Genomic DNA, 23,593 nt, shown 5'->3' on the forward strand with positions numbered 1-23,593 from the left:
GTTGTATGCGACGTCAGGATCGATCCAGGCTATTAGCGTTTTCGAGCGAAGTTGATTTCGGTTCGCGGGAAGAAAACCCGGTTGATCAAAATCATATAGCCCCGCTTCTGATTCCGTAAAAAACGGGACTCTGGGTCATCTGCGCCCGAAACCACCCCGCGCAAACCACTCGTCAAGAATTAGCGGATAATATCCAAGCAACGATCGACCCGCCGGACAACGGCGGGCGAAACGAGGCCTCGTCCTACAGAGAAATAGAAGCAACTCGCAGTGTAGCGTTTGGTAGCGTTGTTGGAGTTAGCTGCGATGAGTGCGAAGCAAAGTATCCTTGGCCGCGTTTACCCGGGCCGCCAGATACGTCGACCCCCCCTGATCGGGATGCAGTTTCTTCATCAACCCCCGATGCGCACGACGAATGTCGTCCTCTCCCGCCCCCGGCTGCAAGCCAAGGATCTGATAGGCCTCCTCGTCCGTCATTTTGCCGCCCGGCGACGCGTGGCTTCCCCCCCCTGCCGGATCGCCATGCGCGTTTTGACGCCAGGCGGGAAACCGGCGGTCCAGATAAGTTTCAAGTAACGCGCAGCTCTCCGCGTCAAAGCCGGTCATCATTGCGAGAAGCTGAGGCAGGTCGAAATCATCCAGTGAGCGGCCGGCGTCGGGTCCGTCAATGATCCGTCCGCCGAGACGACCGCTATCGTGATCCAGGACCATATCGAGGAACTGCGAGCGAACCTGGGAAGTATGTCCGGTTGTCGTATCCTGCTTTCCTGCGCCGAAAAGTCTGGCGAAAAAGGACATGCCTGACGATGACCAGCCCAAAAGTCCGACACCGAGAGCCGCCAGCGGCAGCGCAAGCGCCAATTCTCCCTTGATGCCGATGAAAGCCGCCATCGCGAACGCTATGATGCCGCCGGCGAGCCTGATAGCTCGCGCCAATACGGCCGGATTTGCTGCCCGCAACAATTGAAGCAGCAAATACAGAAATAGGAAGGTGAAGAGGCCTGCTATCAGGGTCGGCATGGTGGATAAATAGTAGTTCGGCGCAGTCAAAGAAAGCGATTGTAGGCAGCGGTTACAGAGGCATAGAGACGCTACGAAATCCAGGCTATGGAGCTAATTTCATCTGTCCCAATAGCCGGGTCGCACTTGTTACCGTCGTCGACAGCCGTTGCAAGGCTTCCCGGCCGCCTGCTGCATAAGCCGCTGCTGCACGAAGCAGTTCGCGCAACTGGCTCGCCGCACCGGGATCGAAACGACACCAGGCGCCGCCGGTCAGCCGCGCGATTTCGCGAAAGGCCTGCTCGGCAATCGCATCATGTCCTTCCTGGAACATGAACACAGGGACTTTCAATAATCCCAATTCCCCAGCCTTCGTACAAAGATCGTCGACCGGTTCTTCCATCGCGTCGCCGACAAATACAACGGCCTTGATACCGGAAGCGACCGCTTCGCTGCGGGCGTGCGAGAGAACTTTGCCGATCTGGCTGTTGCCGCCGCGGCAATCGATGGTGCTCATCAACCTTGCGAGCTTTGCACTGTCGGATATCCAGCCGCTGGAGCGACATTCGTTGAGCCCGCGATAGTAGACAAGGCGAATGTCGAGGCTACCGATGCCGACCGCTTCGCGAAACATGTCGGCCTGAAGGGCGCAGGCCATGTCCCACGTCGGCTGCCGGCTCATGGTAGCGTCGAGCGCGAACATCAGCCTGCCATGGCCGCCTGCCGAATGAGGTGACATGGAGCGCGCCTTGGCGACGAATGCGGCGATATCGGACGACGACGAGGACTTTACGTCAGGCAGCGGAACACTTCTGTCGGACAGCTGGCTCCGGCAGGTCGACGGGCTCGGGGGACGTTTCAGCGACTCCGGATCGTAGGACATAGAGACTCGCAAGGATTAAAGGCAGTATGTGGCGCAAACCGCTGACAATTCAAGCGGTGCGCATCTGCTGGAGAGCCGGCTGCCGGATCAAAACCAAGCCCACGTCCGGTTCTTTCCCGCCGGTCAACCGTGAGTGGGAATCGAGCGGTTCAACTGCCAGAACTCTTACGGCTTTTGTCGAGGACTTATGTCATATGGACATGACATATAAGGCTAAAAGCCGTGCCGCCGATCGCGGATTATACCTTGCATCGCCCACCGTCGCCGCTAAATCGCTCGAAATCCGGCTGCGTCTGAATGGCGATGCAGGATCGAGCCTGATAAGGTTCGCTTTTCGCCGCAGCTCAAGCCGCGCCCTAAGATCTATCATCGAACAGCAATGCCAACCGCTCCCATCGTTGTCCGTACGCTTCCCTCGCTGCGCCGCGCCCTGGAGCGCCTGCGGGCTCGGCGAGCAACCATTGCCTTGGTGCCGACCATGGGCGCCCTTCACGAAGGGCATCTGGCGCTGGTGCGTCAGGCAAGGCGGCGCGCGTCAAAGGTTGTCGTTTCGATTTTCGTCAACCCGACCCAGTTCGCGCCGCATGAAGATTTCGGATCGTACCCGCGAACTTGGAAGGCCGACATGGCCAAACTCGCCGAGGCAAAGGTCGACCTGGTATGGCATCCGGACGTCAGCACCATGTACCCGCAAGACTTCGCGACCCGGATATCGACTGAAGGACCAGCCATGGCGGGTCTTGAAGATCGTTTCCGACCGCATTTTTTCGGTGGCGTCACCACGGTGGTCGGCAAGCTGTTCATTCAATGCCGGCCGGATCTCGCCCTGTTTGGTCAGAAGGACTATCAGCAACTCAAGGTCGTGACGCGAATGGCGGCTGATCTCAATCTTGGCGTGAAAATCATTGGAGTTCCGATCGTGCGCGAACGAGACGGGCTCGCGATGTCGTCACGTAACGTCTACCTGTCGATAGAGCAGCGCGCTGTTGCGCCGACGCTCTATCGCGTCATGAAGGATGCGGCTGAACGGTTACGAAAAGGCAATAATCTCGAAGCCGTCTTGGCCGATGGGGCAAGAACGATCGAGGACGCGGGCTTCTCGCTGGATTATTTCGAAGCCCGCCACGCCGAAACGCTGTCACCGGTTCGTTCGATAAAGGATGGTCCGGTCAGGTTCCTGGTCGCGGCGAAAATCGGGGCCACCCGTTTGATCGACAACATCGGCGTTTAGTTCACCGCCCGCTTGTTCCAGCTTACAGCAACCCCAGATCGCGCAATTCGCGGCGCAGGGGCTCGGGCATTGCCGCGACGCTCGCGGCGTTGCTGCCGAGATCGGGAGGGGCGTCCGCAACGGATAGATAACGCCACCCCTGAAACGGGCGCATCGGGCGCGGCCTGACGGCAACCACCTTCGGCTGCATGACCAAACGACATCGACCGACGCCGTCCCCGTCGCGGAACGGCTCGATGCCAATCAGCTTCTCCCGGGCCGCGATTTCACCTTTGATGACCCAATAAAGCGAGCCGCCCGCGAGCAATTCCTCGCCGCGTTTCGGTGTCATCCGGGTGATGTGGACATGATGGCGCGGCAACCCCTTCCGGGTGGCCTGCTTCATGCGCTCCGCTATCCAGCCCTTGAGTTCCTTTACGGATTCGCAGCCTACGGCGAGTTTGACCAGGTTGAGGTGCATGTCAGCGATAGTTGTTGAACGGAGCGTCAGTTCTGCGCTGACGGTGCTGCAGGAGGCGTAAGGCTGACGGGCGGCGGCGCGTGCGGCTTCGGTGCGGGCGGCTTCTTCGCGGCCGAATGCGGTTGACGCGGCTTCGGAGCTGCCTGCGCGGCCGCCGAAGACGAAGCTGGCGGGGCCGTCGCCGTACCCGTCGCCGGCTCGGGCGTCATGATGTTAACCGGTGGAATAGATGCGGCGGTCGGATAGTCGATGGTGGTTGGATGGCCAGTCGGCTCCGATGCGAGCGCCGGCGGCACCGGCTTATCGGGTTCGGCGGCCTGCGTCGCTGTCGCTGGCGCGTTCCAGGACGATGCGTGACGCATCACCATTTTTTCGTAGAGCTGCTCCTCCATGTTCGCTTCAATTCGACTGTGATCAGTCAGCGATTGGAAAGCCGGACATTCTGACGGCTGGCAATGATCGCGCGCAACCAACACATGGGCGACCAGACCATAACGGTCACGTTCGATCGCTCGCCGCAATGCCTCCAACTCCGGCGACATAACGCTATTGGCGGCAGCGACGTCGCCGAATGACCTTAGTCGGCTGATTTCCGAAGCAACATAGGAAACGGCGGCCGCCGCCGTATCGGGCATTCCGAACAGCGCCTTCTCGCAAGCGCTCTCAATTAGTTCGCCAGCCAGCCCGTCGATGCAGAACAGCGCAGGCATCGCAACGTTCATTGGTGCGCCGCGGTTCTTCGAATCCAAAATCCGGCCGCCGTCCGACTCGAAGCCGCGGAGCGTAACAGCCGCCGTAACCCCGATCGCGAGCAACGTGATGATGGCCAAAACACCGTTGGCAACCGACTTCTCGGCACGAATGAGCGTCAGGAATAAAATGAACGCGAAGAAAACTGCCCCAGCAAGCGTCAGCCACATAGGGAATGCTGGCGAACGCCAGAATTGATCGAGTGATGTCACCCAAGCCCAGTTCATGCTCGATGCCCCTCATGCCGAACTGTGAGCCAGCATAAACAATCGGCGAATGCCAATGAAGCCCGGCTATTCAATGATCCGGGAATACGGCAAAATCGGTCCAAACCAGTGCGTTACGGAGAGTTCTGGGCAAAACAGCTCGATCGTGCCGCTGATCCTAGCAGGCGGCGAGCTGACTTTCCTTTGCGACGCGTTCGAAAGCCTCGGCCGAATTCTTGATCCGATACTGAAAGTCGTCGCCATCAGTGGGAAGCTGCCGGACCACCTCGTAAGTGCCGCTCGCAGCCGGGCGCGCCACGTTGCTCGCGGTGAAAAGGACCGTTTCTCCAACGATAAATTTATGCTTCAACGCCTTCTCCATCGACCCCAATACCGGTTTTCGCGCTACAGCGCGTGCGGCCGGTCAGACTTTTAGGCTGCTATAACATGCCGCCGAGGCGTTTGGCGAGTCATAACGACACCATGAAATTGCCAATTTCGCAGGTTTTCCAGTAACGTAAACGCATTGCGGTTGTTGTCGGAGGGAGTCCGCGAGTCAGGGTTGTAGACGTTGTCTGCAGCACGGCAACCGTTGGCTGGCCGACGGTGGCGCCTAACGGCAAGCGGACGTCAGCTCAATCGATTTCGAATTTCTCGATCACCAAGGTTTCCGCGAGACCCTCCTCGGTCCACTGGCGAAAGGCGGGCAGCGCCATCATCGCATCCATGTACTCCTGCACCGGGGGCGTCACTTCGATCGCGTAGGTCCGGAAACGATGGATCACCGGCGCATACATGGCATCCGCTGCGGTGAAGGATCCGAACAGGAACGGCCCCTCTCCCGCCGATCGTCGACGGCAATCGGTCCACAGTTCCTGGATGCGAGCGATGTCGGCACGCGCATTGTTGGAAAGCGCCTTAGCGCCGATCCGCCGATGCAAGTTCATCCCGCATTCGCTGCGTAGCGCCGAAAAACCGGAATGCATTTCCGCCGAGATCGACCGTGCGCGTGCGCGGCTTGCGGGGGTTGCCGGCCACAAACCTGCCTTCGGAAACCGTTCGGCGGCATACTCGATTATCGCGAGCGAATCCCAAACGGTCACGTCGCCATCGATCAGAGCCGGGACTTTGCCGGCGGGGGTTATATCGAGGATGCGCTGTTTGTCGGCCGGGCCGGCGTAGAGGGGAATGAGCTTTTCTTCGAAGGCGATGCCGCCGACCTTGAGCGCCAGCCAGGGCCGCATCGACCACGACGAATAATTCTTATTTCCGATCACGAGCGTCATCGTCATGAATTTCACTCCTGCATCGCAAGCTACGCGCCGGCGACCGCCGCCACAGGCTGCCGACTGTCCTTCGTTAGCTGCCTGAGAAATCGCGCGGCGTGAAGCTGAGATCGAGGACCTTCCACTGGTCGTATTTATCTGGCGGCAGCATCGCGTAAGGCTGACACGCCATTAGTGCTTTAATCGCGCTCTTCATTAAGGCTGGCCCCTTCGCCGACGCACTGGCTTCGATCAAGGCAGGCGGCGCGGCGATTGTCCCATCGATGGCGAACGGCACACGCAGCACGATGCGGATATTGTCGCTGGGCGAGAGGGACGCGGGCATCTTCGAACAGGTCTTGAGGTGACGCCGGAATTGCGCGGTGTCCATCGCCGAAATATCCGCCTTGATGGCTTCCGCAGCGCCGCTATCGTCGTCAATACGACCCGGCGGTAGACCAAGCAGAACCCCATATCTCAAGCTGATATCTGGTTCGGGCGCATTGTAAGACGGCGGCGCGGCATCCGGCTGCGGCGAAGGCTCAACCGCCGCCTGTTGCGAAGCGGGTGGCATGGAAGCGCTTGAAGGCGGAACCGGTGACGATTGCGCCGGATCCTTGGCAGCCTCCGCATCTATCCGCGGTTTGTTGTCTGGCTTATCCAACCTATCAGGCGGGAAGGTTTGCGACGGTTTCGGAAGATCCTCCTTTGTGGGGAAAGGAATTTCCTTCGACGAAACGATATCGACCGTAATCAGCTGCTGCGGGACATTGTCGAATGGGCGCGCCTCGGCCAAAAGGAAGCTGGCTACCAAAGCCAAGTGAGCGGCAATCGACGCAACGGCGGAGCCTATGAACACCTGCGATTCCATCGTTCCGCCAGCCCTGCTATCCGGGCCATCATAACCACCGATCCCGGTTCCGTGTGTAGCGATTTTGAGCTGAGGCCCCCTACTGGACGACCGCTCTTGCAGAGCGTCCGTCATTGCGACATGGCATTGATCCATGACTACGCAAGATTCGCATTCGACGCTCTCCCTCGAAGATGACATTCTGATGGTTCTGACGCGCGACGTCACCAGAACGCTGAGCGCGCCGGAGCTTGCACAAGCCATCGCCGCTGAATCCGACTGGCACAGTCTGCTGATGCCGATCCGGCGCGCGGCTGTGGCGCTGGCTCAATCCGGACGCCTCGTGATCTACCGCAAAGGTAAGCCGGCCGATCCCCTCGACTTTCGCGGCGTGTACCGGGTGGGCTTGCCGCGCCAGGACTGAACGGCTCTCTATTGTCGCCGTGGTCCCGGAAACAACGCGTCGCTGCGACCCGCCATCCAGTATGCCAGCAGACCGACCCATTCGTGGACGGCGGTATCGGCGCACGCGAGACCCCCGCTCAGCCTATCGAATGGCATCGAGGCATCGATCCAGCCCCGCGTGCGCCAGTCAACGGGATAGGGTTCGACGTCGAAGCCCGCCTTGCGGAATACGCCGACAGATCGCGGCATGTGATACGCCGACGTTACCAGTAACCAGCGTTCGCCGGGTTTCGGTGAAACCAGCTTGCGGGTGAACCGCGCGTTCTCATCGGTCGTGCGGGAGCTGCTTTCCAGCACGATACGCTCGGGTGATATTCCGAAGGTCTCCAGCAGCCGCCTGGCGATCGGCGCCTCGGCAACGGAGTCCGCGATCAGATTCCCAGTTCCGCTACTGTAAACGATACGTGCCTTGGCAAATCGCCGCGCCAATTCGAGCGCTGCGATCACCCGCTCCGCTGAACCATTGGTTTCGACGGCGCCGCGAGCAGCCGATATCTCGGCATCGATGGCACCACCGAGGACGATGATGCCGTCCGGATCGCGTCCGTCGTACTGCCATGCCGGAAAACGATCCGACAATGTTAGCAGCAGGACATTCCCGGCCGGTGAATATCCGAACACCAGCAGCGAAACGATGCCAACCGTCAGCAGGCTGGTGCCCGCGCGCCGCCACCTCATGAGCAGCAGACAAAGACCAACGCCACTGACGATCGCAATCGCGTTCGAGGGCAGCGTGATAAATCCGATGATTTTGGAGAGCAGGAAGAACATGCAATCAGCCGGTAAGCAGGGGGACGTCCTGCATGCGCGAGTGGTAGGCCGAAATCAACAACTACGGTTTATCTCACGTCCTGCGAGCTAGTCCCATTTCGGAGCAAATCCGAAATCGGTCAGCCGTCCTTTGACACTGCCCATCGCCGATATCCGCGTCATCTCGTCATCGGTCAGAGCGAAGTCGAAAATCTCGATGTTTTCCGACAGCCTTTCTATTCGCGATGTTCGCGGAATCGCCGCCACGTTCTGCTGAACGAGCCAGCGCAGGCAAACCTGCGCCGCGGTCTTGCCGTAGGAGGCCCCGATCCGCGCCAGCGTTTCATCGTTCTTGATGCGGCCCTTGGCGACGGGACTGTAGGCAACCAGTGCCATGTCGTGGCGCCGGCATGCTTCCAGAACCTTGGCCTGATCGAGATACGGATGATACTCGACCTGATTGCAAACCAGAGGTTCCGGACAGAGCGGGGTCGCCTGCTCGATCAATGCGAGGGTGAAGTTCGACACGCCGATGTGACGCGCCATGCCGAGCCGCCTGACGTTGGCAAGAGCGCTCAAAGTCTCTGACAGCGGAATTCGCGGATTGGGCCAGTGCAACAACACCAGATCGATCTGCGCAACGCGCAGTTGCTTGAGGCTTTCCTTGACGGATCGCTCGAGATCGTTGGGCGCGAAGTGCGTGGTCCAGACCTTGGTCGTGACAAAAACATCGTTACGATCGATGCCGGAGGCGCGCAGGCCTTCACCGACTTCGCGCTCGTTCTCATACATCTGCGCGGTGTCGATATGGCGGTAACCGAACCTGAGCGCCTGCTCCACGAGACGCGCGCAGGTTCGGCCCCGAAGCTCCCATGTGCCCAGTCCGATTGCCGGAATGCGCGCACCATTGGCTTCAATGAACTGCATCGCCCCCCTCCAGTCATCGAGCCGAAAGCAAGCTAAACCTTATGCCGTTGGTGACAACACTGCCAATCAATCCGACGGCGCCCGGGCGCGTTCAGTCGGTATGACCATCGAGGGCGGCGAATACGATTTCGGGCGCATGCGCGACGACTGCAAGAAGTGCGCGTGCGGGTCCGCGCGGCATCCGCTTGCCCTGCTCCCAGTTCCGGATGGTTTCAACCGGAACGCCCAGTCGCGCCGCGAATTCGACCTGTGTCAAACGCGCCCGTCGACGCAGGCTTCTGACTTCAGGCTCTGTCGACGGAGATGCGGCTGCCGGCGCAGACCTTGCAACGCGGTTCGGAGCGGCACTCGCTTCCGGCATGGACGGCGCAAGCGGAAACTCTTTCCCATCGCGGATTTCCACGATTCGGCCGTCCGCTTTCAAACGCAAGCGCTGCATTATCATCCTCCGATTCGCAGGATCGTCGGTGATGTGCGTTAAGTCCGAGTGAACAGCAGGACCATCGCCCCGGCGATCAGCAAAGGCTATAACGAACGTAGATACACGTGCAGACGATGACATACGGTTGGTCGGAACAGCGCCATGAGCATACTGAGGGTTACGCTTCTCGTTTTTGTGGCATGGACCACTTCTGCATGGGCCAGCGACTGCCCGCGCCAGGGAACGCTCGGCACTTCGCGTATTCTCGAGGTCGATGCAGCCAAGTATCCCCGTGTCGGCCTCAAGAGCTTTCCTCAAACGCTTCCGCTCGACGACAAGGAAGTGGTCCTCACCTTCGACGACGGGCCGGCTGCGACAACACCGCGGATTCTGGCTGCGCTCGCTCGCGAATGTGTCCGCGCGACCTTTTTCCAGGTCGGCAGGAATTCGCAGGCGTCGCCGGGCCTCGTGAAGAACGCCGCAACGGGTGGCCATACGCTGGGGCACCACAGCTGGTCGCATCCTCATCTCAATGCGATGGCTTTTGCAGCCGCCAGAGACGACATCGACCGTGGGATATCTGCTGACGAAGCCGCCCTCAACGGCAAGGCGACGAGTGTGCCCGACACGCGGTTTTTCCGCTTTCCGTACTTCGAATCCACCCCCGAGCTGCTCGAAATGCTGCAAGCCAGGGGGATCGTTGTGTTCGGTGCCGATTTTTGGGCCAGCGATTGGCGACCGATGACTCCGAAGGATGAATTGAAGCTGATTACCAGCCGGCTGACGGCCGCGCGGAAAGGCATCATCCTGTTTCACGATACCCGTGCGCAAACCGCTGCCATGCTGCCAGATTTCCTGAAATACATGCGCGACAATGGCTACCGCGTGGTGCATGTTATTCCGAAGCCGAAAGGCCCAAAAACGTGAACGCCGACGGGTGCTTGAAGACCCGCCAGATCACCGACCTCAAGCCGCAGCAGGCTCCGAGCGCGTTGGTACGATTATTGGCGTGAACGTGATAGTTCCCGCCAAATGGTCCGTTCCACCGGCTGATGAGTTAAGGTCGCGTTCATCGGCGGCCCGTAGGTTCGGCCGGAATGGATGCGCGAAGGTGTTCTGGATGGTACGGATATTAAAAGGAGGCCGGCGGAGGCCGCAGTGGATTCTTTGGCTCGGTCTGCTCGCCGCCACCCTCGACCTCACGGCATTTCCGGCTATAGCCGGCGATTGTCCCGGCAATTCCAATGCTCTCGGAACTTTTCGGACCCTGGTGGTGGACCCCCGGGAACATCCCCGTGTCGGCACCATGCAGTATCAGGAAACGTTGCCGCTTCGCGATCACGAGGTGGTGCTGACCTTCGATGACGGCCCATTGCCACCCCACAGCCTCCAGGTGCTTGATATCCTCGCTCGTGAGTGCGTGAAGGCGACCTTCTTCACAGTCGGGCAGATGGCGCGCAACTACCCGCAGTATCTCCGCAGAGTGCTTGCGGCTGGACATTCCATCGGCACGCATTCGCAGAATCATCTGCTCAGCATGAATCGGATGCCGATCGAACGCGCTCGGCAAGAAATCGACGACGGAATCGCTTCCGCTGCAGCCGCACTGAGCGATCCTGCGGCTGTGGCGCCATTCATGCGCATTCCCGGTCTGCTGCGGGCGAAGGGTGTCGAGGATTACCTGGCTTCCAATGGCATTCAGGTCTGGAGTGCTGATTTCCCGGCGGACGACTGGCGGCATATTTCTGCCGAGCGCGTCTATCAACTCGCAATCAGCCGGATCGAAGCCAAGCGTAAAGGCATTCTGCTATTGCACGATATCCAGGCGCGGACGGTAGCTGCGCTGCCCAGAATTCTCCGAACGCTGAAGGAGCGAGGCTACCGCATTGTTCACGTGGTGCCGGCCACGCCGAACCAACAGAAGACGACCACGGAGCCGCAAGATTGGCGGATGCGTCCTGCGCCGGTAACCGTCGCGATCGCGCATAGGCAAGAACCTCCGGCTTTCAGCTTTGCCAACGTAGGCACCCTCCCCGCTTCGGCGATCTGGGATTCTCACCTGAACCAAAAACAGCTTGTTCTTTTGCCAGAGGTTTTCGACCGGTCGCAGCGTTTCGTTCGCGGAGCCGGACCGCTGTTGCAGGAAAGGGCCTTCTGGCCGCGCAAACCGACAGTCGCCACTGACAACGCCACCGACAGACTTTTCGTCCCTGGACAGAATTTTTTCGCGCTTCAGGAAAAATCCGCAGTGCCGTTCCGGACGGCTGTTCCTCTACCCACGCAAGCCCAACCAGTGGTCGGGGCGGGTCGTCCTATCGAGGACAATGTGCAATCGATTTCAATCGATGCAAGCGCTGCGAAGCGCGCCATTCCGGGAAGCCAGCCGGCGTTGCGATCCGCTTTATACTAGGGCATCGTCCGGGTTTCGGGGGCATGCTCGGATCGCTCGTTGTCCCATTTTAGAAAGCTCGGAACTTCAGACCGAGCTTGTGGTACCGGAAAACTTGAGCCGCCCATTAATCGCTTCCTTCAGCGTCCCTCGCGTCCAGCACGGAGGCGAACGATATCTTCGGCCTCCATCTGCGCCATATCGAGGAGGAAGCCGAGGGTATCCAGCCCATGACGCCGGGCAATTAGTCCAAGATCAGCAACCGCAACCGCCAGATAGCGCGCGGCCTCGTCCGGACCGCCGTCACCCGCGGTTTCACCCAAGCGCGACTCGTGATCGCTAGATTTCTCGTTCCGGTTTGGTCGTCCCCTCATCCCCCGAAAACTCCTCTTATCATGCCAGGTGGAAGCTGCATTCAGCGCCATGACCCTTCACGATAAAAACAACTACAGGTTTATATTATAACAAAAATACAATTTATAGGTGCAATCGAGCCGACAGGTTTTCACACAAGTCTATTTGACTTAAGGCCATGCTGCACCCATGTTCGCCCCGAAACAGCCGACGAGCCTCTCGCGAATCGGTTTGAAATTTATCAATAAGATATTGGAAGAACATGAATATCGTCATTGTTGAGTCGCCCGCAAAGGCGAAGACGATCAACAAATATCTGGGAGCTTCCTATGAGGTGTTAGCGTCTTTCGGCCACGTTCGGGACCTTCCAGCCAAAAATGGATCGGTTGATCCCGATGCCAATTTCCAGATGATCTGGGAAGTTGATCCGAAGGCAGCCGGTCGACTCAACGACATCGCCAAATCGCTCAAGGGGGCCGACAAGCTCATTCTCGCCACCGACCCTGATCGTGAGGGCGAAGCGATCTCCTGGCATGTGCTCGAGGTGCTCAAGCAAAAGCGCGCGCTGAAGGACCAGAAGATCGAGCGCGTCGTCTTCAATGCCATCACCAAGCAAGCCGTTACCGACGCCATGAAAAACCCGCGCCAGATCGACGGCGCGCTGGTGGATGCCTACATGGCGCGCCGTGCGCTCGACTATCTGGTCGGCTTCACTCTCTCCCCGGTGCTGTGGCGCAAGCTGCCCGGCGCGCGCTCGGCCGGCCGGGTGCAATCAGTCGCCTTGCGGCTGGTCTGCGACCGCGAGCTCGAGATCGAGAAATTCGTCCCGCGCGAATATTGGTCGTTAATAGCTACCCTGGCGACGCCGCGCGGCGATGCCTTCGAAGCCCGCCTCGTCGGCGCTGACGGCAAGAAAATTCAGCGGCTCGACATCGGCTCGGGCGCCGAGGCCGAAGATTTCAGGAAGGCGATCGAGGCCGCCAATTTCACCGTGTCGACCGTCGAGGCCAAGCCGGCGCGCCGCAATCCGCAGGCGCCCTTCACGACCTCGACGCTACAGCAGGAGGCCAGCCGCAAGCTCGGCTTCGCGCCAGCACATACGATGCGGATCGCGCAACGGCTCTATGAAGGTATCGACATCGGCGGCGAGACCACCGGCCTCATCACTTACATGCGAACCGACGGCGTACAGATCGACGGCTCGGCGATCACGCAGGCGCGCAAGGTGATCGGCGAGGATTATGGCAACGCCTACGTTCCCGACGCACCGCGCCAGTATCAGACCAAGGCCAAGAACGCGCAGGAAGCCCATGAGGCGATCCGGCCAACCGACCTGTCGCGCCGTCCTGCGGACATGAAGCGTCGTCTCGATGCCGATCAGGCAAGGCTTTATGAGCTGATCTGGATCCGGACCATCGCGAGCCAAATGGAATCGGCAGAGCTGGAGCGGACCACAGTCGACATCCCGGCTCGGGCTGGTGCGCGTACGCTGGAGTTGCGAGCCAGCGGCCAGGTCATCAAGTTCGATGGCTTCCTGGCGCTTTATCAGGAAGGCCGCGACGATGAGGAAGACGAGGACGGCCGTCGCCTTCCTGCCATGAGCGAAGGCGAAGCGCTGAAACGCGAGAACCTCAGCGTCACCCAGCATTTCACGGAACCCCCGCCACGCTTCTCGGAAGCCTCGCTGGTCAAGCGCATGGAGGAGCTCGGTATCGGCCGGCCTTCGACCTACGCATCGATTCTGCAGGTGCTCAAGGATCGCGGCTACGTGAAACTCGAGAAAAAACGGCTCTATGGCGAAGACAAGGGCCGCGTTGTCGTTGCATTTTTGGAGAACTTCTTCGCGCGCTATGTCGAGTACGACTTCACAGCGAATCTCGAAGAACAGCTCGATCGCATTTCGAACAACGAAGTATCATGGCAGCAGGTCCTGAAGGATTTCTGGGATGACTTCATCGGCGTGGTCAATGACATTAAGGATGTCCGCGTTTCCGAAGTGCTCGATGTGCTCGACAACATGCTCGGACCGCACATCTATGCACCGCGCGAAGACGGCGGCGATCCGCGCCAGTGCCCCACCTGCGGCACTGGAAAACTGAACCTCAAGGCGGGAAAGTTCGGCGCCTTCGTCGGCTGCTCCAACTATCCGGAGTGCCGCTATACCCGTCCCCTCGCTGCCGATGGCGACGCCGGCGGCGACCGCGTTCTCGGCAAGGATCCGCAGAGCGGTCTCGATGTCGCGGTGAAGTCCGGCCGCTTCGGACCTTACATCCAGCTCGGCGAGGCCAGCGACTACGCCGACGGCGAGAAGCCGAAGCGCGCGGGCATCCCGAAAAACACGTCACCCGCCGACATGGAGCTGGATCTTGCAGTGAAGCTGCTTTCGCTTCCTCGTGAGATCGGCAAGCATCCGGAGACCGGCGCGCCGATCACGGCAGGCATCGGCCGCTTCGGTCCGTTTGTCCGGCATGAAAAGACCTATGCGAGCCTTGAAGCCGGCGACGAGGTGTTCGACATCGGTCTCAACCGCGCGGTGACGCTGATCGCCGAGAAAGTCGCCAAGGGGCCGAGCCGGCGCTTCGGCGCCGATCCCGGTAAGCCCCTCGGCGATCACCCGACGCTCGGCGCTGTCGCGGTAAAGAGCGGACGTTATGGCGCCTATGTTACGGCAGGCGGCATCAACGCCACGATTCCAAACGACAAGACGCAGGACACCATTACGCTGCCGGAGGCCATCGCGTTGATCGACGAACGTGCCGCCAAGGGTGGCGGCAAGCCGAAGCGCGCGGCAAAGAAAGCCAAGCCCGCCGACCCCAAAAAGAACGGCAAGGCCAGCGCTGTGGCAGAAAAGCCAGCCAAAAAGGCAACTTCCAAACAGGCTCCGGCGAAGCCGAAATCTAAGGCTGTGAGCAAAGCACGTGGTTCGATTGCCGCGGCCAAGCAGCCGCCCAACCCTGTGAATACGGCCGCAAAAAAGAGCGCTGGCAAGAACGGCTGACGTGAGCAAACCGCGCGCCAGGGATTTTCCGGACCGCGAGACCATCGTCGCCTTCATCCGTGCACACCCCGGCCGGGCGGGGACGCGCGAGATCGCGCACGAGTTCGGCTTGAAGAATGCCGATCGCGCCGAACTCAAGCAGATCCTGCGCGATCTCGCGGACGACGGCACGATCGTTAAACGGGGCCGCAAGCTGCGTCAGCCGGAAACGCTGCCGCCGACGCTGGTGGCAGATATTACGGGACGCGATAGCGACGGCGAACTGATCGCCACACCTACCGAATGGGACGAGGAAGCGACGCCCGCACCGAAGATCCTCATCCATGTGCCGCGCCGCGCGAAGCCCGGCACGGTGGCTGGTGTCGGCGACCGCGCGCTACTGCGCATCGAAGCGATGGAGCCCACCGAACCCGCACGCTATCGTGCTCGTGTCATCAGGGTGATCGATAACACCCGTACGCGTATACTTGGCGTCTATCGCGCCTTGCCCCAAGGCGGTGGACGCCTCGTGCCGGTCGACAAGAAGCAGGCCGGTCGCGAATTGAACATCGCGGAAGCCGACAGCGCCGGCGCGAAGGACGGCGATCTCGTTAGTGTCGAACTCGTGCGTACTCGCGGTTTCGGACTTGCTTCAGGCAAGGTGAAAGAGCGGCTTGGTTCGCTCGCGACCGAAAAGGCCGTCAGTCTGATCGCGATCCACGCTCATGACATTCCTCAAGCGTTCTCGCCGGCTGCGCTCCGCGAAGCAGATGCTGCGAAGCTCGTAACGCCACGAGGACGCCAAGACTGGCGCCAGCTACCGCTCGTCACCATCGATCCGCCCGATGCGAAAGATCACGACGACGCGGTTCACGCCACGCTAGACGACGATCCAAACAACAAGGGCGGTGCCATCGTCACCGTCGCCATTGCTGACGTTGCTTACTATGTGCGGGTTGAATCGGCGCTGGATCATGATGCGCTGAAGCGCGGGAATTCGGTCTATTTCCCCGATCGCGTGGTCCCGATGCTGCCGGAGCGCATTTCTAATGATCTTTGCTCCCTGATCCCGGGCAAAGAGCGCGGCGCGCTCGCCGTACGCATGGTGATCGGTCCCGACGGCCGCAAACGTTCGCACACCTTTCATCGCGTCCTGATGCGCTCGGCGGCAAAGCTGAATTATGCGCAGGTGCAAGCTGCGATCGACGGCAACCCCGATGACATCACCAGCTCCCTGCTCGAACCGATCCTGAAACCGCTCTATGCTGCCTATGCGCTGGTGAAGCGGGCGCGCGATGAGCGCGATCCGCTCGATCTTGAATTACCCGAGCGCAAGATTTTGCTGAAGACTGACGGAACGGTCGATCGTGTGATCGTACCGGATCGACTCGAGGCGCATCGACTCATCGAGGAGTTCATGATCCTTGCAAATGTCGCCGCAGCCGAGATGCTGGAAAAGAAAGAACTGCCGCTGATTTATCGTGTTCATGACGAGCCGACGGTGGAGAAAGTTCACAACCTTCGTGAATTTCTGAGAACGCTTGATCTGTCCTTCGCCAAGAGCGGCGCGCTGAGACCTGAGCTGTTCAATCGGGTACTCGACCACGTCAAAGGCCATGACTCGGAGTCGCTGGTGAACGAAGTGGTTCTTCGCTCGCAGGCGCAGGCTGAATATTCGGCGGAAAACTACGGCCACTTCGGTCTCAACCTACGGCGCTACGCGCATTTCACATCTCCGATCAGGCGATACGCAGACCTGATCGTGCACCGCGCCCTGATCCGGGCGCTGGGCCTTGGCGACGGCGCATTGCCGGATTCCGAGAACGCCGAGACGCTGGCTGAAATCGCGGCGCGCATTTCCGTTACCGAGCGTCGCGCCATGAAGGCTGAACGCGAGACCGCCGACCGCCTGATCGCGCATTTTCTTGCCGATCGCATCGGTAATATTTTCGAGGCCCGTATTTCCGGTGTGACCCGCGCCGGCCTTTTCGTGAAACTGACCGATACGGGCGCCGATGGGCTGATCCCGATCCGCTCGTTGGGCACCGAATACTTCAAGTACGACGAGACCCGCCATGCACTGGTCGGTTCGCGCAGCGGTTCCATGCACAAGCTGGGTGACGTGGTCGAGGTTCGTTTGGTAGAAGCTGTACCCTTGGCTGGCGCTCTGCGTTTCGAACTCTTGTCCGGAGCTCAGGTAGGGTCGCGCTCCCTCCGCGCGCGCGCTGGACGGAAAACAAAGGCGCAGCGTGGTCGGGACGCGCGTCATCCTGAAGTCCAATTGAAGGGCCATCCAGGCCACAAACCGCGCAAGACGTCGCGCAAGCCGGGCAAGAACAAGGCTGGCAAACCGAAGAAGGGCAAATCATGACGGCGCTTCCTCCAGATCCCGCGAGCACAGCCGCCAAAACCTGGACCCGGGAAGGCGAGAAGCGCGACGCCTGGGCCGCGGTGAGGCGCGGCTTTTTTTGCCGCTGCCCAAGATGCGGCGAAGGCAAACTTTTTCGTGCCTTCCTGAAAACTACCGACAAGTGTTCGGAATGCGGACTTGATTTTACCCCGCAGCGTGCCGACGACCTGCCCGCCTATCTCGTCATTGTCGTCGTCGGCCACATCGTGGTACCGCTTGCGTTGCTGATCGAAAAGGAATTTTCGCCGCCGCTGGCGGTTCAATGGGCGATCTATTTGCCTATGACGCTGCTCATGGCGCTATGGCTGATTCAGCCTATCAAGGGCAGTGTAGTCGGCCTCCAATGGGCCTTTCGTATGCACGGTTTTGACGAGAATTTTGTCGACGACCATGTCGTCTGATCCGGTGGCTTGGCTCAGGTCAGCCGAGGCGCCGAGCTACAAGAGCGAAACGGTGCAGCAATTTCATGGAGCGAGCCAATCTTCACTCCGGCCCGTTTTACGCGAACCAGTTCCATTTCGCTCGAAAGCGCTCTATTCGACGTCTTCAATGGCACCGGGCGTGCTACCAAAAGCTCTCTGGGCCAGCGTCGCTGCCATGAATTCGTCAAGGTCGCCATCGAGCACGCCCGAAGTGTCTGACGTTTGCACTCCCGTTCGGAGATCCTTCACCATCTGGTAGGGCTGCAAGACGTACGATCTGATCTGATGGCCCCAGCCAATGTCGGTCTTGGCGGCCTGATCAGCGGCGGCCTGCTCTTCCCGCTTCTTGAGTTCGATCTCGTAGAGTCTCGCCCGCAGCATGTCCCAGGCCTGCGCGCGATTCTTGTGCTGTGAACGCCCGGCCTGACAAACCACCGCGACCCCGGTCGGGACGTGTGTCAGCCGCACCGCCGATTCAGTCTTGTTGACATGCTGCCCACCCGCTCCGCCGGAGCGCATGGTATCGGTGCGGACGTCCGATTCCTTGATGTCGATCTTGATGCTGTCGTCCACAACCGGGAAGATCGCTATGCTTGAAAACGACGTATGGCGTCTCGCATTGGAATCAAACGGGGAAATTCTCACGAGACGATGCACGCCTGCTTCGGTCTTGAGCCAACCATAAGCGTTGTGCCCGCTAACCTGGATCGTCGCTGATTTGATACCAGCCTCTTCGCCAGGCGTTTCTTCCAGATACTCGATCTTGAAACCGCGCTTCTCCGCCCAGCGTGCATACATGCGCAGAAGCATCTGCGCCCAGTCCTGGCTTTCGGTACCGCCCGCGCCGGCATGAACCTCGAGATAGGTATCGAAGCGATCCGCCTCTCCCGAAAGCAAGGCTTCGAGCTCGCGGCGGGCGACCTCCTTCTTGAGGGTCTTCAGGGCGTTTTCGGATTCGTTGACGACGGCCTGATCATTCTCGGCCTCGCCGAGTTCAATCATGCCGATCTGGTCCTCGAGCTCACGCTCGACGTTGCCGATACCGGTCAGCGAATCCTCCAGGGAGGTTCGTTCCTGCATCAGTTTCTGGGCCTTCTGGGGATCGTTCCAGAGGTCTGGATCCTCGGCGAGCTTGTTCAGCTCCGCCAGACGCGCGGTCGATGTCTCGACGTCAAAGATGCCTCCTCAGCAGCCCGACCGACTGCTTGATCTCTTCGACAAGTCTTTCGATTTCAGCGCGCATGGTTTTCTCTGCGGCTCACACCATCAACGATGGTTGGTGATTTAGCTGCGAAGGTCGCAAAGCGCAATCGTGTAGAGCATGAACAAACCGGAAAGACTGCGCGAGCAAAAGTTGAAACGGGATCGTACTCATCAAAACCATAAGGCTGGAGCCGGTCCAACACAGTTGAACCGGACGCTATAGCGCTATTGAGCGAAGTGGAATCCGGGTTCGCGTGAAGAAACGCGTCAAATCAAAAAGATGGAGTCTTCACCGTTTCCGCGAAGCGGTGAAAGACTCTAGTAAAGTCCTCCGGTGCCGGGCCGGAACAAGCTGCGGTCCGCGTCGGGCAGCGGCTGTGGCTCGCGTCCGTTTGCATCAGCCACACCGATCACAGAGTAATTGTCGGGAGGCGCGGTGCCAGGCTTGAAAGCCTCAAGGATCGTCTTGCCGCTACTACCTGGCCCTGCGCGCATACCCGTCTTGGAATCGACGCGAACCAGTTTGATGCCGGCAGGAATGCGGAACGGAGTAGCGGGCTTGTCGGCAAGCGCAACCTTCATGAAATCATGTGCGATCGGAGCCGCTAGATGTCCGCCCGTCGCTTGACGGCCGAGATTGCGCGGCTTGTCGTACCCGACATAGATGCCGACGACGAGGTCAGGTGAGAATCCAATAAACCAGGCATCCTTCTGGTCGTTGGTGGTGCCGGTTTTACCGGCGATCGGCTTGCCCAGATCCCGCATGACCGTAGCGGTGCCGGCCTGCACCACGCCCTCCATCATTGAGGTGATCTGATAAGCCGTCATTGCATCCAGCACCTGCTCGCGGTGGTCGATCAACTGAGGTTCAGACTGGTTCTTCCAGCCTCCCGGCGCATCACAGCCGCCGCACTCCCGCGTGTCGTGCTTGTACATGGTGTGACCGTAGCGATCCTGAATGCGGTCGATTAGGGTAGGCTTCACCCGCCTGCCGCCATTATCGAACATCGAATACGCCGTCACCATGCGCAGAACCGTGGTCTCGCCTGCTCCCAGTGCGTAGGACAGATAGTTCGGCAGCTCGTCGTAAACCCCGAAGCGCTTTGCATATTCGCCTATCAGCGGCATGCCGATATCCTGCGCCAAACGGACCGTAACGGTGTTGAGCGAGAGCCGCAGCGCATTTCGAAGCGTTTGTGGTCCGTAATATTTTTCTTTCGAGTAGTTTTCTGGACGCCAAACGCCTGAGCCATGCCCCTGATCGATCTCGATCGGCGCATCGACCACGACTGTCGAAGGCGTGTAGCCGTTATCGAGCGCGGAGGAATAGACGAGCGGCTTGAATGAGGATCCAGGCTGCCGGTAGGCCTGCGTGGCGCGATTGAACTGGCTTTGATCGAAGGAAAAGCCGCCGACCATTGCCAGCACACGACCGGTCCGCGGATCCATCGCCACCATCGCGCCGGATACTTCGGGCAATTGGCGCAACCGGTATTCCCCCTCGACGACCTTGCCGTCCTTTGCAATCAGGGGGTCGGCATAGATCACATCACCGGGCGAAAGCACTTGTGACACTTTTGTCGGCGTACGGCCTCGCATCGACCCGGATGCAGCCTTGGCCCACTTTACCCCTTCAAGCGTAATCAGGCCCGTTTGCCGCTTTTTGCTTACGGCGCCACCAAGTTCGCGCCCGGGCTGAAAGCCGATCCGCGCGGACTTGTCGTCGGACTCGAGCACGACCGCCAATCGCCACGGCGAGATATCGGAGAGTGATTTGACCTCGGCGAGCTTCACGCCCCAATCGCCGGAGATGTCGAGCTTGCTTATCGCACCGCGCCAGCCCTGAGCCTCGTCATACGTGACGAGGCCATTTGCCATGGTCTTGCGCGCGATCACCTGCAATTCCGGGTCGAGCGTCGTCCGAACCGACAACCCGCCTTCGTAGAGCTTCTTCTCGCCATAGCGTTCGAACAGGTCGCGCCGTACCTCCTCAGCGAAATATTCGCCAGCGAAGGTATGTGCCAGGTTGGTTCGGCTCGTGACGATCAGCGGCTGCTTGCGAGCTTTTTCCGCGTCGGCCTGGTTGACCCAGCCGTTTTCCAGCAACCGGTCGATGACATAGTCGCGTCGTTCGATCGCGCGGTCTCGGTTCTTGACAGGGTGCAGCGTCGAGGGCGCCTTGGGTAGAGCCGCGAGATATGCAGCTTCGGCAACGGTCAATTCATTGACTGACTTGTCGAAGTACACGAGCGAAGCAGCCGCGATGCCGTAGGCGCCAAGACCGAGGTAAATCTCGTTCAGATACAGCTCGAGGATCTTGTCCTTGGAATAGGCGCGCTCGATGCGCATCGCCAGCAACGCTTCCTTGATCTTGCGGGCAAAGGAAACTTCATTGGTCAGAAGAAAGTTTTTGGCAACCTGTTGGGTGATCGTGGAGGCACCCTGCGGTCTCCTGTTGCTACCGTAATTCTGAGCATAAAGCAGCGCCGCACGCAGCATCCCTTGGTAATCGATGCCGCCATGTTCATAGAAATTCTTGTCCTCCGCAGCCAAAAACGCGTTGATAACCAACTTCGGCACTGCCTGTATCGGCAGGTAGAGCCGCCGTTCCTTCGCGTATTCGCCGAGCAGTGAACCATCGGACGCATGGACACGCGTCATTACCGGTGGCTCATAATTCTGTAGCTGGGAATAGTCCGGCAGATCTTTGGAAAAATGCCAGATCAATCCCGCTACCGCCGCGACCCCGACCAGAAACAGGATGGTTCCCGCTGCAAACAGAAAGCCCGTGAATCGCAGCAGCAAGCGCATTATTGAATGTCCGTTTCGTTGCCGGGGCTTGACGATATCGGCTGCAAGCCTTGTCGCCGGGCGGACCGCTTTCGTTGGCCGAAGCATCCGCCGGATGTGTATGCCGGTTCTGACCGATTCTACGAACTTACGACGACTTTTCTATAGGGCGGCGGCTGTGGCCAAACTAGGGCTTCTAACCTTTAGCCCGCCACTTTTCGCCTCAGTCGGCCGGAGCGACTGACACCATTCTTTTTGCAAGGAACGTCTCGACGGCCTTCGCGACCGAACGGACCGTCCTGGAACGCCACTCTTCGGACGCCATTTGGCGAAGATCTGCCTTGTTCGAAACGTAACCGAGTTCAACCAGCACCGACGGCACATCGGGAGCCTTCAGCACCCTGAATCCGGCTGATTTCAGCGGGTGCTTATGCATCCGCGCGGAGGTTTTCATCTCACTCATCAACAACTGGGCGAAGCGATTGGAAAACGTGCGTGTTTCCCGTTGCGCAAGGTCGATCAGGATATCGGCCACCTCGGTCGGCTCCTCAGTCAGATCGACACCGCCGATGGCATCCGCCTTGTTTTCGGCTTCGGCCAACCGTTCCGCCTCGCGGTCCGACGCCTTGTCCGACAGTGTGTATATCGTTGCGCCTTGTGCATCACCCTCGTGGCGCGGCAAAGCGTCCGCATGAATCGACACGAATAATGCAGCGCGGTTGTTGCGGGCGATGCGCAAGCGCTCGGCCAGTGGGACGAAGATGTCGTTCGTCCGCGTCATGACAACACGGTATTTGCCGCCCTGCTCTATGCGGTCGCGCAACGCTGACGCAAATGCCAGCACCAGATCTTTTTCGGCCTCTCCGGTTGAAGCGTGGGTTCCATTATCAATTCCGCCATGGCCGGGATCGATTACAACCACGAGGCGCCCGTCCGCGAGCCCGGTCAGGCCAGGCGTACCTGGGATGGATCCTGAAGAATCAGCATCCTTCGCCGGTTCCGGGCTGCTCGATCTCGCCAATAGGCCGTTGAATGCAGCACGGTCGACGGCCTCCAGTTCGACGACCAGGCGGGAGGGCTGACCGTTCGCGGCGTCGAGCACGTAAGCTTTTTGGATTTTCGCAGGTCCTGCGAGATCGAAGACAATCCGCGATCCGCCCGGCATAACCAGACCGTAGCGGAACGCCTTTATCAGGCCGCGTCCGATTTCCCCGGCTTTGGGAGCGAGGCGAAAACTGACCTGGGGAATATCGATGACGGCCCGATAAGGATCAGTCAGCAGAAAGGCGTGAATATCGATCTTCTTGTCGAGATCGAGAATGAAGCGGGTCTGATTCAGATCGCCCGCGAGTCGCACTTCGGAGGCGACCGGAAAATCACCAGCGATCTCCGGGCGGACGGGTTCGTTCCCGGCGGCAAACGAAGCCGCGCCGGGAGCAAGTATCGCTATGGCGCATAGCCAGACGATTCGCAGATTTGCGCGGCTCGCCAACGAACCCATGCCTCCGAGCTGCTTTTAATCACAATAGATACAATACGGTTAATCCGGACTTAATCCGATACCCAGTTATTGCTCGGAAGACTTGCCGGATGACGACGCGGTCCCTTGCAAGCGACAGGCAATCCACGTATGTAAGTTAATGCTGACGGTTAAACTCACGGTTGTGTCGCGTTCAGCTTCCCGGTGCAGCGTTAGGGCTTCAGATTGTTCGAAGTTCCGGCGTTTCCTGATCCCTCCACACAGCCAGCGCAGCGCGCGGCCGAATTGAAGAGGTGTTTTTCAGGTTTGGGAGGGATCCGGTCCCAGGTTACCATTTGCACCTGGGGGCAGCTTGGAGAGG

At 59.6% G+C, this 23,593-nt stretch carries 22 protein-coding genes; 8 read left to right on the top strand and 14 right to left on the bottom strand.

Annotated elements, in window-relative coordinates:
• Positions 1-297: 297 nt before the first annotated feature.
• Both ACZ5IL_RS15020 and ACZ5IL_RS15025 read right to left on the bottom strand, forming a co-directional pair.
• Positions 298-1,020, bottom strand: a complete 723-nt coding sequence (locus ACZ5IL_RS15020) for a DnaJ domain-containing protein (protein ID WP_464592668.1) — start codon at positions 1,018-1,020, stop codon at positions 298-300.
• A gap of 85 nt (positions 1,021-1,105) precedes the next feature.
• Positions 1,106-1,801 (bottom strand): VWA domain-containing protein, encoded by a 696-nt coding sequence (locus tag ACZ5IL_RS15025; protein WP_464596914.1) that lies wholly within the window; start codon positions 1,799-1,801, stop codon positions 1,106-1,108.
• Here ACZ5IL_RS15025 and ACZ5IL_RS15030 point away from each other — a divergent pair.
• Complete coding sequence (locus ACZ5IL_RS15030) at positions 1,749-1,877, top strand: hypothetical protein (protein ID WP_464596982.1); 129 nt, start codon at positions 1,749-1,751, stop codon at positions 1,875-1,877. The genes ACZ5IL_RS15025 and ACZ5IL_RS15030 overlap by 53 nt on opposite strands.
• A gap of 384 nt (positions 1,878-2,261) precedes the next feature.
• Positions 2,262-3,113 carry a pantoate--beta-alanine ligase gene (gene panC, locus ACZ5IL_RS15035; RefSeq protein ID WP_464592670.1) on the top strand — a complete coding sequence of 284 codons (852 nt, stop codon included), beginning with the start codon at positions 2,262-2,264 and terminating at the stop codon, positions 3,111-3,113.
• A 22-nt stretch (positions 3,114-3,135) separates the two neighbouring features.
• On the opposite strand, the gene ACZ5IL_RS15040 is transcribed toward panC, so the two are convergent.
• The 5 genes from ACZ5IL_RS15040 to ACZ5IL_RS15060 all read right to left on the bottom strand — a co-directional run bounded on the left by ACZ5IL_RS15040 (position 3,136) and on the right by ACZ5IL_RS15060 (position 6,653).
• Positions 3,136-3,573, bottom strand: a complete 438-nt coding sequence (locus ACZ5IL_RS15040) for a DUF1489 family protein (protein WP_464592672.1) — start codon at positions 3,571-3,573, stop codon at positions 3,136-3,138.
• 26 nt (positions 3,574-3,599) lie between these two features.
• A complete protein-coding gene (locus ACZ5IL_RS15045) occupies positions 3,600-4,550 on the bottom strand; it encodes a hypothetical protein (protein ID WP_464592674.1) in 951 nt (316 codons plus the stop codon).
• 157 nt (positions 4,551-4,707) lie between these two features.
• On the bottom strand, positions 4,708-4,911 hold the full coding sequence (locus tag ACZ5IL_RS15050; RefSeq protein WP_464592676.1) for a hypothetical protein: 204 nt from the start codon (positions 4,909-4,911) through the stop codon (positions 4,708-4,710).
• A gap of 253 nt (positions 4,912-5,164) precedes the next feature.
• A complete protein-coding gene (locus ACZ5IL_RS15055; RefSeq protein ID WP_464592678.1) occupies positions 5,165-5,821 on the bottom strand; it encodes a glutathione S-transferase family protein in 657 nt (218 codons plus the stop codon).
• 67 nt (positions 5,822-5,888) lie between these two features.
• A complete protein-coding gene (locus ACZ5IL_RS15060; RefSeq protein WP_464592680.1) occupies positions 5,889-6,653 on the bottom strand; it encodes a hypothetical protein in 765 nt (254 codons plus the stop codon).
• 145 nt (positions 6,654-6,798) lie between these two features.
• Here ACZ5IL_RS15060 and ACZ5IL_RS15065 point away from each other — a divergent pair, with 145 nt between their 5' ends.
• Positions 6,799-7,068, top strand: coding sequence for a DUF3253 domain-containing protein (locus ACZ5IL_RS15065; protein ID WP_425909532.1), 270 nt, complete (start codon positions 6,799-6,801; stop codon positions 7,066-7,068).
• 8 nt (positions 7,069-7,076) lie between these two features.
• Here ACZ5IL_RS15065 and ACZ5IL_RS15070 read toward each other — a convergent pair whose 3' ends face one another.
• From ACZ5IL_RS15070 to ACZ5IL_RS15080, 3 genes are all read right to left on the bottom strand, one after another.
• A complete protein-coding gene (locus tag ACZ5IL_RS15070; protein WP_464592682.1) occupies positions 7,077-7,880 on the bottom strand; it encodes a YdcF family protein in 804 nt (267 codons plus the stop codon).
• 87 nt (positions 7,881-7,967) lie between these two features.
• Entirely contained in the window at positions 7,968-8,786 is an 819-nt protein-coding gene (locus ACZ5IL_RS15075; protein WP_464592684.1) for an aldo/keto reductase, read from the bottom strand.
• Between the two features lie 91 nt (positions 8,787-8,877).
• Entirely contained in the window at positions 8,878-9,225 is a 348-nt protein-coding gene (locus tag ACZ5IL_RS15080; protein ID WP_464592686.1) for a helix-turn-helix domain-containing protein, read from the bottom strand.
• A gap of 144 nt (positions 9,226-9,369) precedes the next feature.
• Between ACZ5IL_RS15080 and ACZ5IL_RS15085 the strand changes: the two genes are divergently transcribed.
• Both ACZ5IL_RS15085 and ACZ5IL_RS15090 read left to right on the top strand, forming a co-directional pair.
• Entirely contained in the window at positions 9,370-10,134 is a 765-nt protein-coding gene (locus ACZ5IL_RS15085; RefSeq protein ID WP_464592688.1) for a polysaccharide deacetylase family protein, read from the top strand.
• A gap of 193 nt (positions 10,135-10,327) precedes the next feature.
• Entirely contained in the window at positions 10,328-11,617 is a 1,290-nt protein-coding gene (locus tag ACZ5IL_RS15090) for a polysaccharide deacetylase family protein (protein ID WP_464592690.1), read from the top strand.
• 119 nt (positions 11,618-11,736) lie between these two features.
• Here ACZ5IL_RS15090 and ACZ5IL_RS15095 read toward each other — a convergent pair whose 3' ends face one another.
• Positions 11,737-11,919 (bottom strand): hypothetical protein, encoded by a 183-nt coding sequence (locus tag ACZ5IL_RS15095; RefSeq protein ID WP_464592692.1) that lies wholly within the window; start codon positions 11,917-11,919, stop codon positions 11,737-11,739.
• Between the two features lie 293 nt (positions 11,920-12,212).
• Between ACZ5IL_RS15095 and topA the strand changes: the two genes are divergently transcribed.
• From topA to ACZ5IL_RS15110, 3 genes are read left to right on the top strand one after another with little or no spacing between them, the layout of a single operon-like run.
• Complete coding sequence (gene topA, locus ACZ5IL_RS15100; protein ID WP_464592694.1) at positions 12,213-14,948, top strand: type I DNA topoisomerase; 2,736 nt, start codon at positions 12,213-12,215, stop codon at positions 14,946-14,948.
• A 1-nt stretch (position 14,949) separates the two neighbouring features.
• Positions 14,950-17,298, top strand: a complete 2,349-nt coding sequence (rnr, locus tag ACZ5IL_RS15105; RefSeq protein ID WP_464592696.1) for a ribonuclease R — start codon at positions 14,950-14,952, stop codon at positions 17,296-17,298.
• On the top strand, positions 17,295-17,738 hold the full coding sequence (locus tag ACZ5IL_RS15110; RefSeq protein ID WP_464592698.1) for a DUF983 domain-containing protein: 444 nt from the start codon (positions 17,295-17,297) through the stop codon (positions 17,736-17,738). The genes rnr and ACZ5IL_RS15110 overlap by 4 nt, the downstream gene beginning before the upstream one ends.
• 132 nt (positions 17,739-17,870) lie before the next feature.
• Here the strand turns inward: ACZ5IL_RS15110 and prfB are convergent.
• The 3 genes from prfB to ACZ5IL_RS15125 form a co-directional block, all read right to left on the bottom strand.
• A protein-coding gene (prfB, locus tag ACZ5IL_RS15115) for a peptide chain release factor 2 (protein ID WP_464592700.1) occupies positions 17,871-19,002 on the bottom strand; the annotation gives its coding sequence in 2 pieces (ribosomal slippage) (positions 17,871-18,932 and positions 18,934-19,002; 1,131 coding nt in all).
• A 278-nt stretch (positions 19,003-19,280) separates the two neighbouring features.
• Complete coding sequence (locus tag ACZ5IL_RS15120; RefSeq protein WP_464592702.1) at positions 19,281-21,773, bottom strand: penicillin-binding protein 1A; 2,493 nt, start codon at positions 21,771-21,773, stop codon at positions 19,281-19,283.
• A gap of 202 nt (positions 21,774-21,975) precedes the next feature.
• Positions 21,976-23,244: an N-acetylmuramoyl-L-alanine amidase gene (locus ACZ5IL_RS15125; RefSeq protein WP_464596915.1), complete on the bottom strand. Its 1,269-nt coding sequence runs from the start codon at positions 23,242-23,244 to the stop codon at positions 21,976-21,978.
• Positions 23,245-23,593: the final 349 nt, after the last annotated feature.

The sequence above is a fragment of the Nitrobacter sp. CN101 genome (assembly GCF_055390255.1).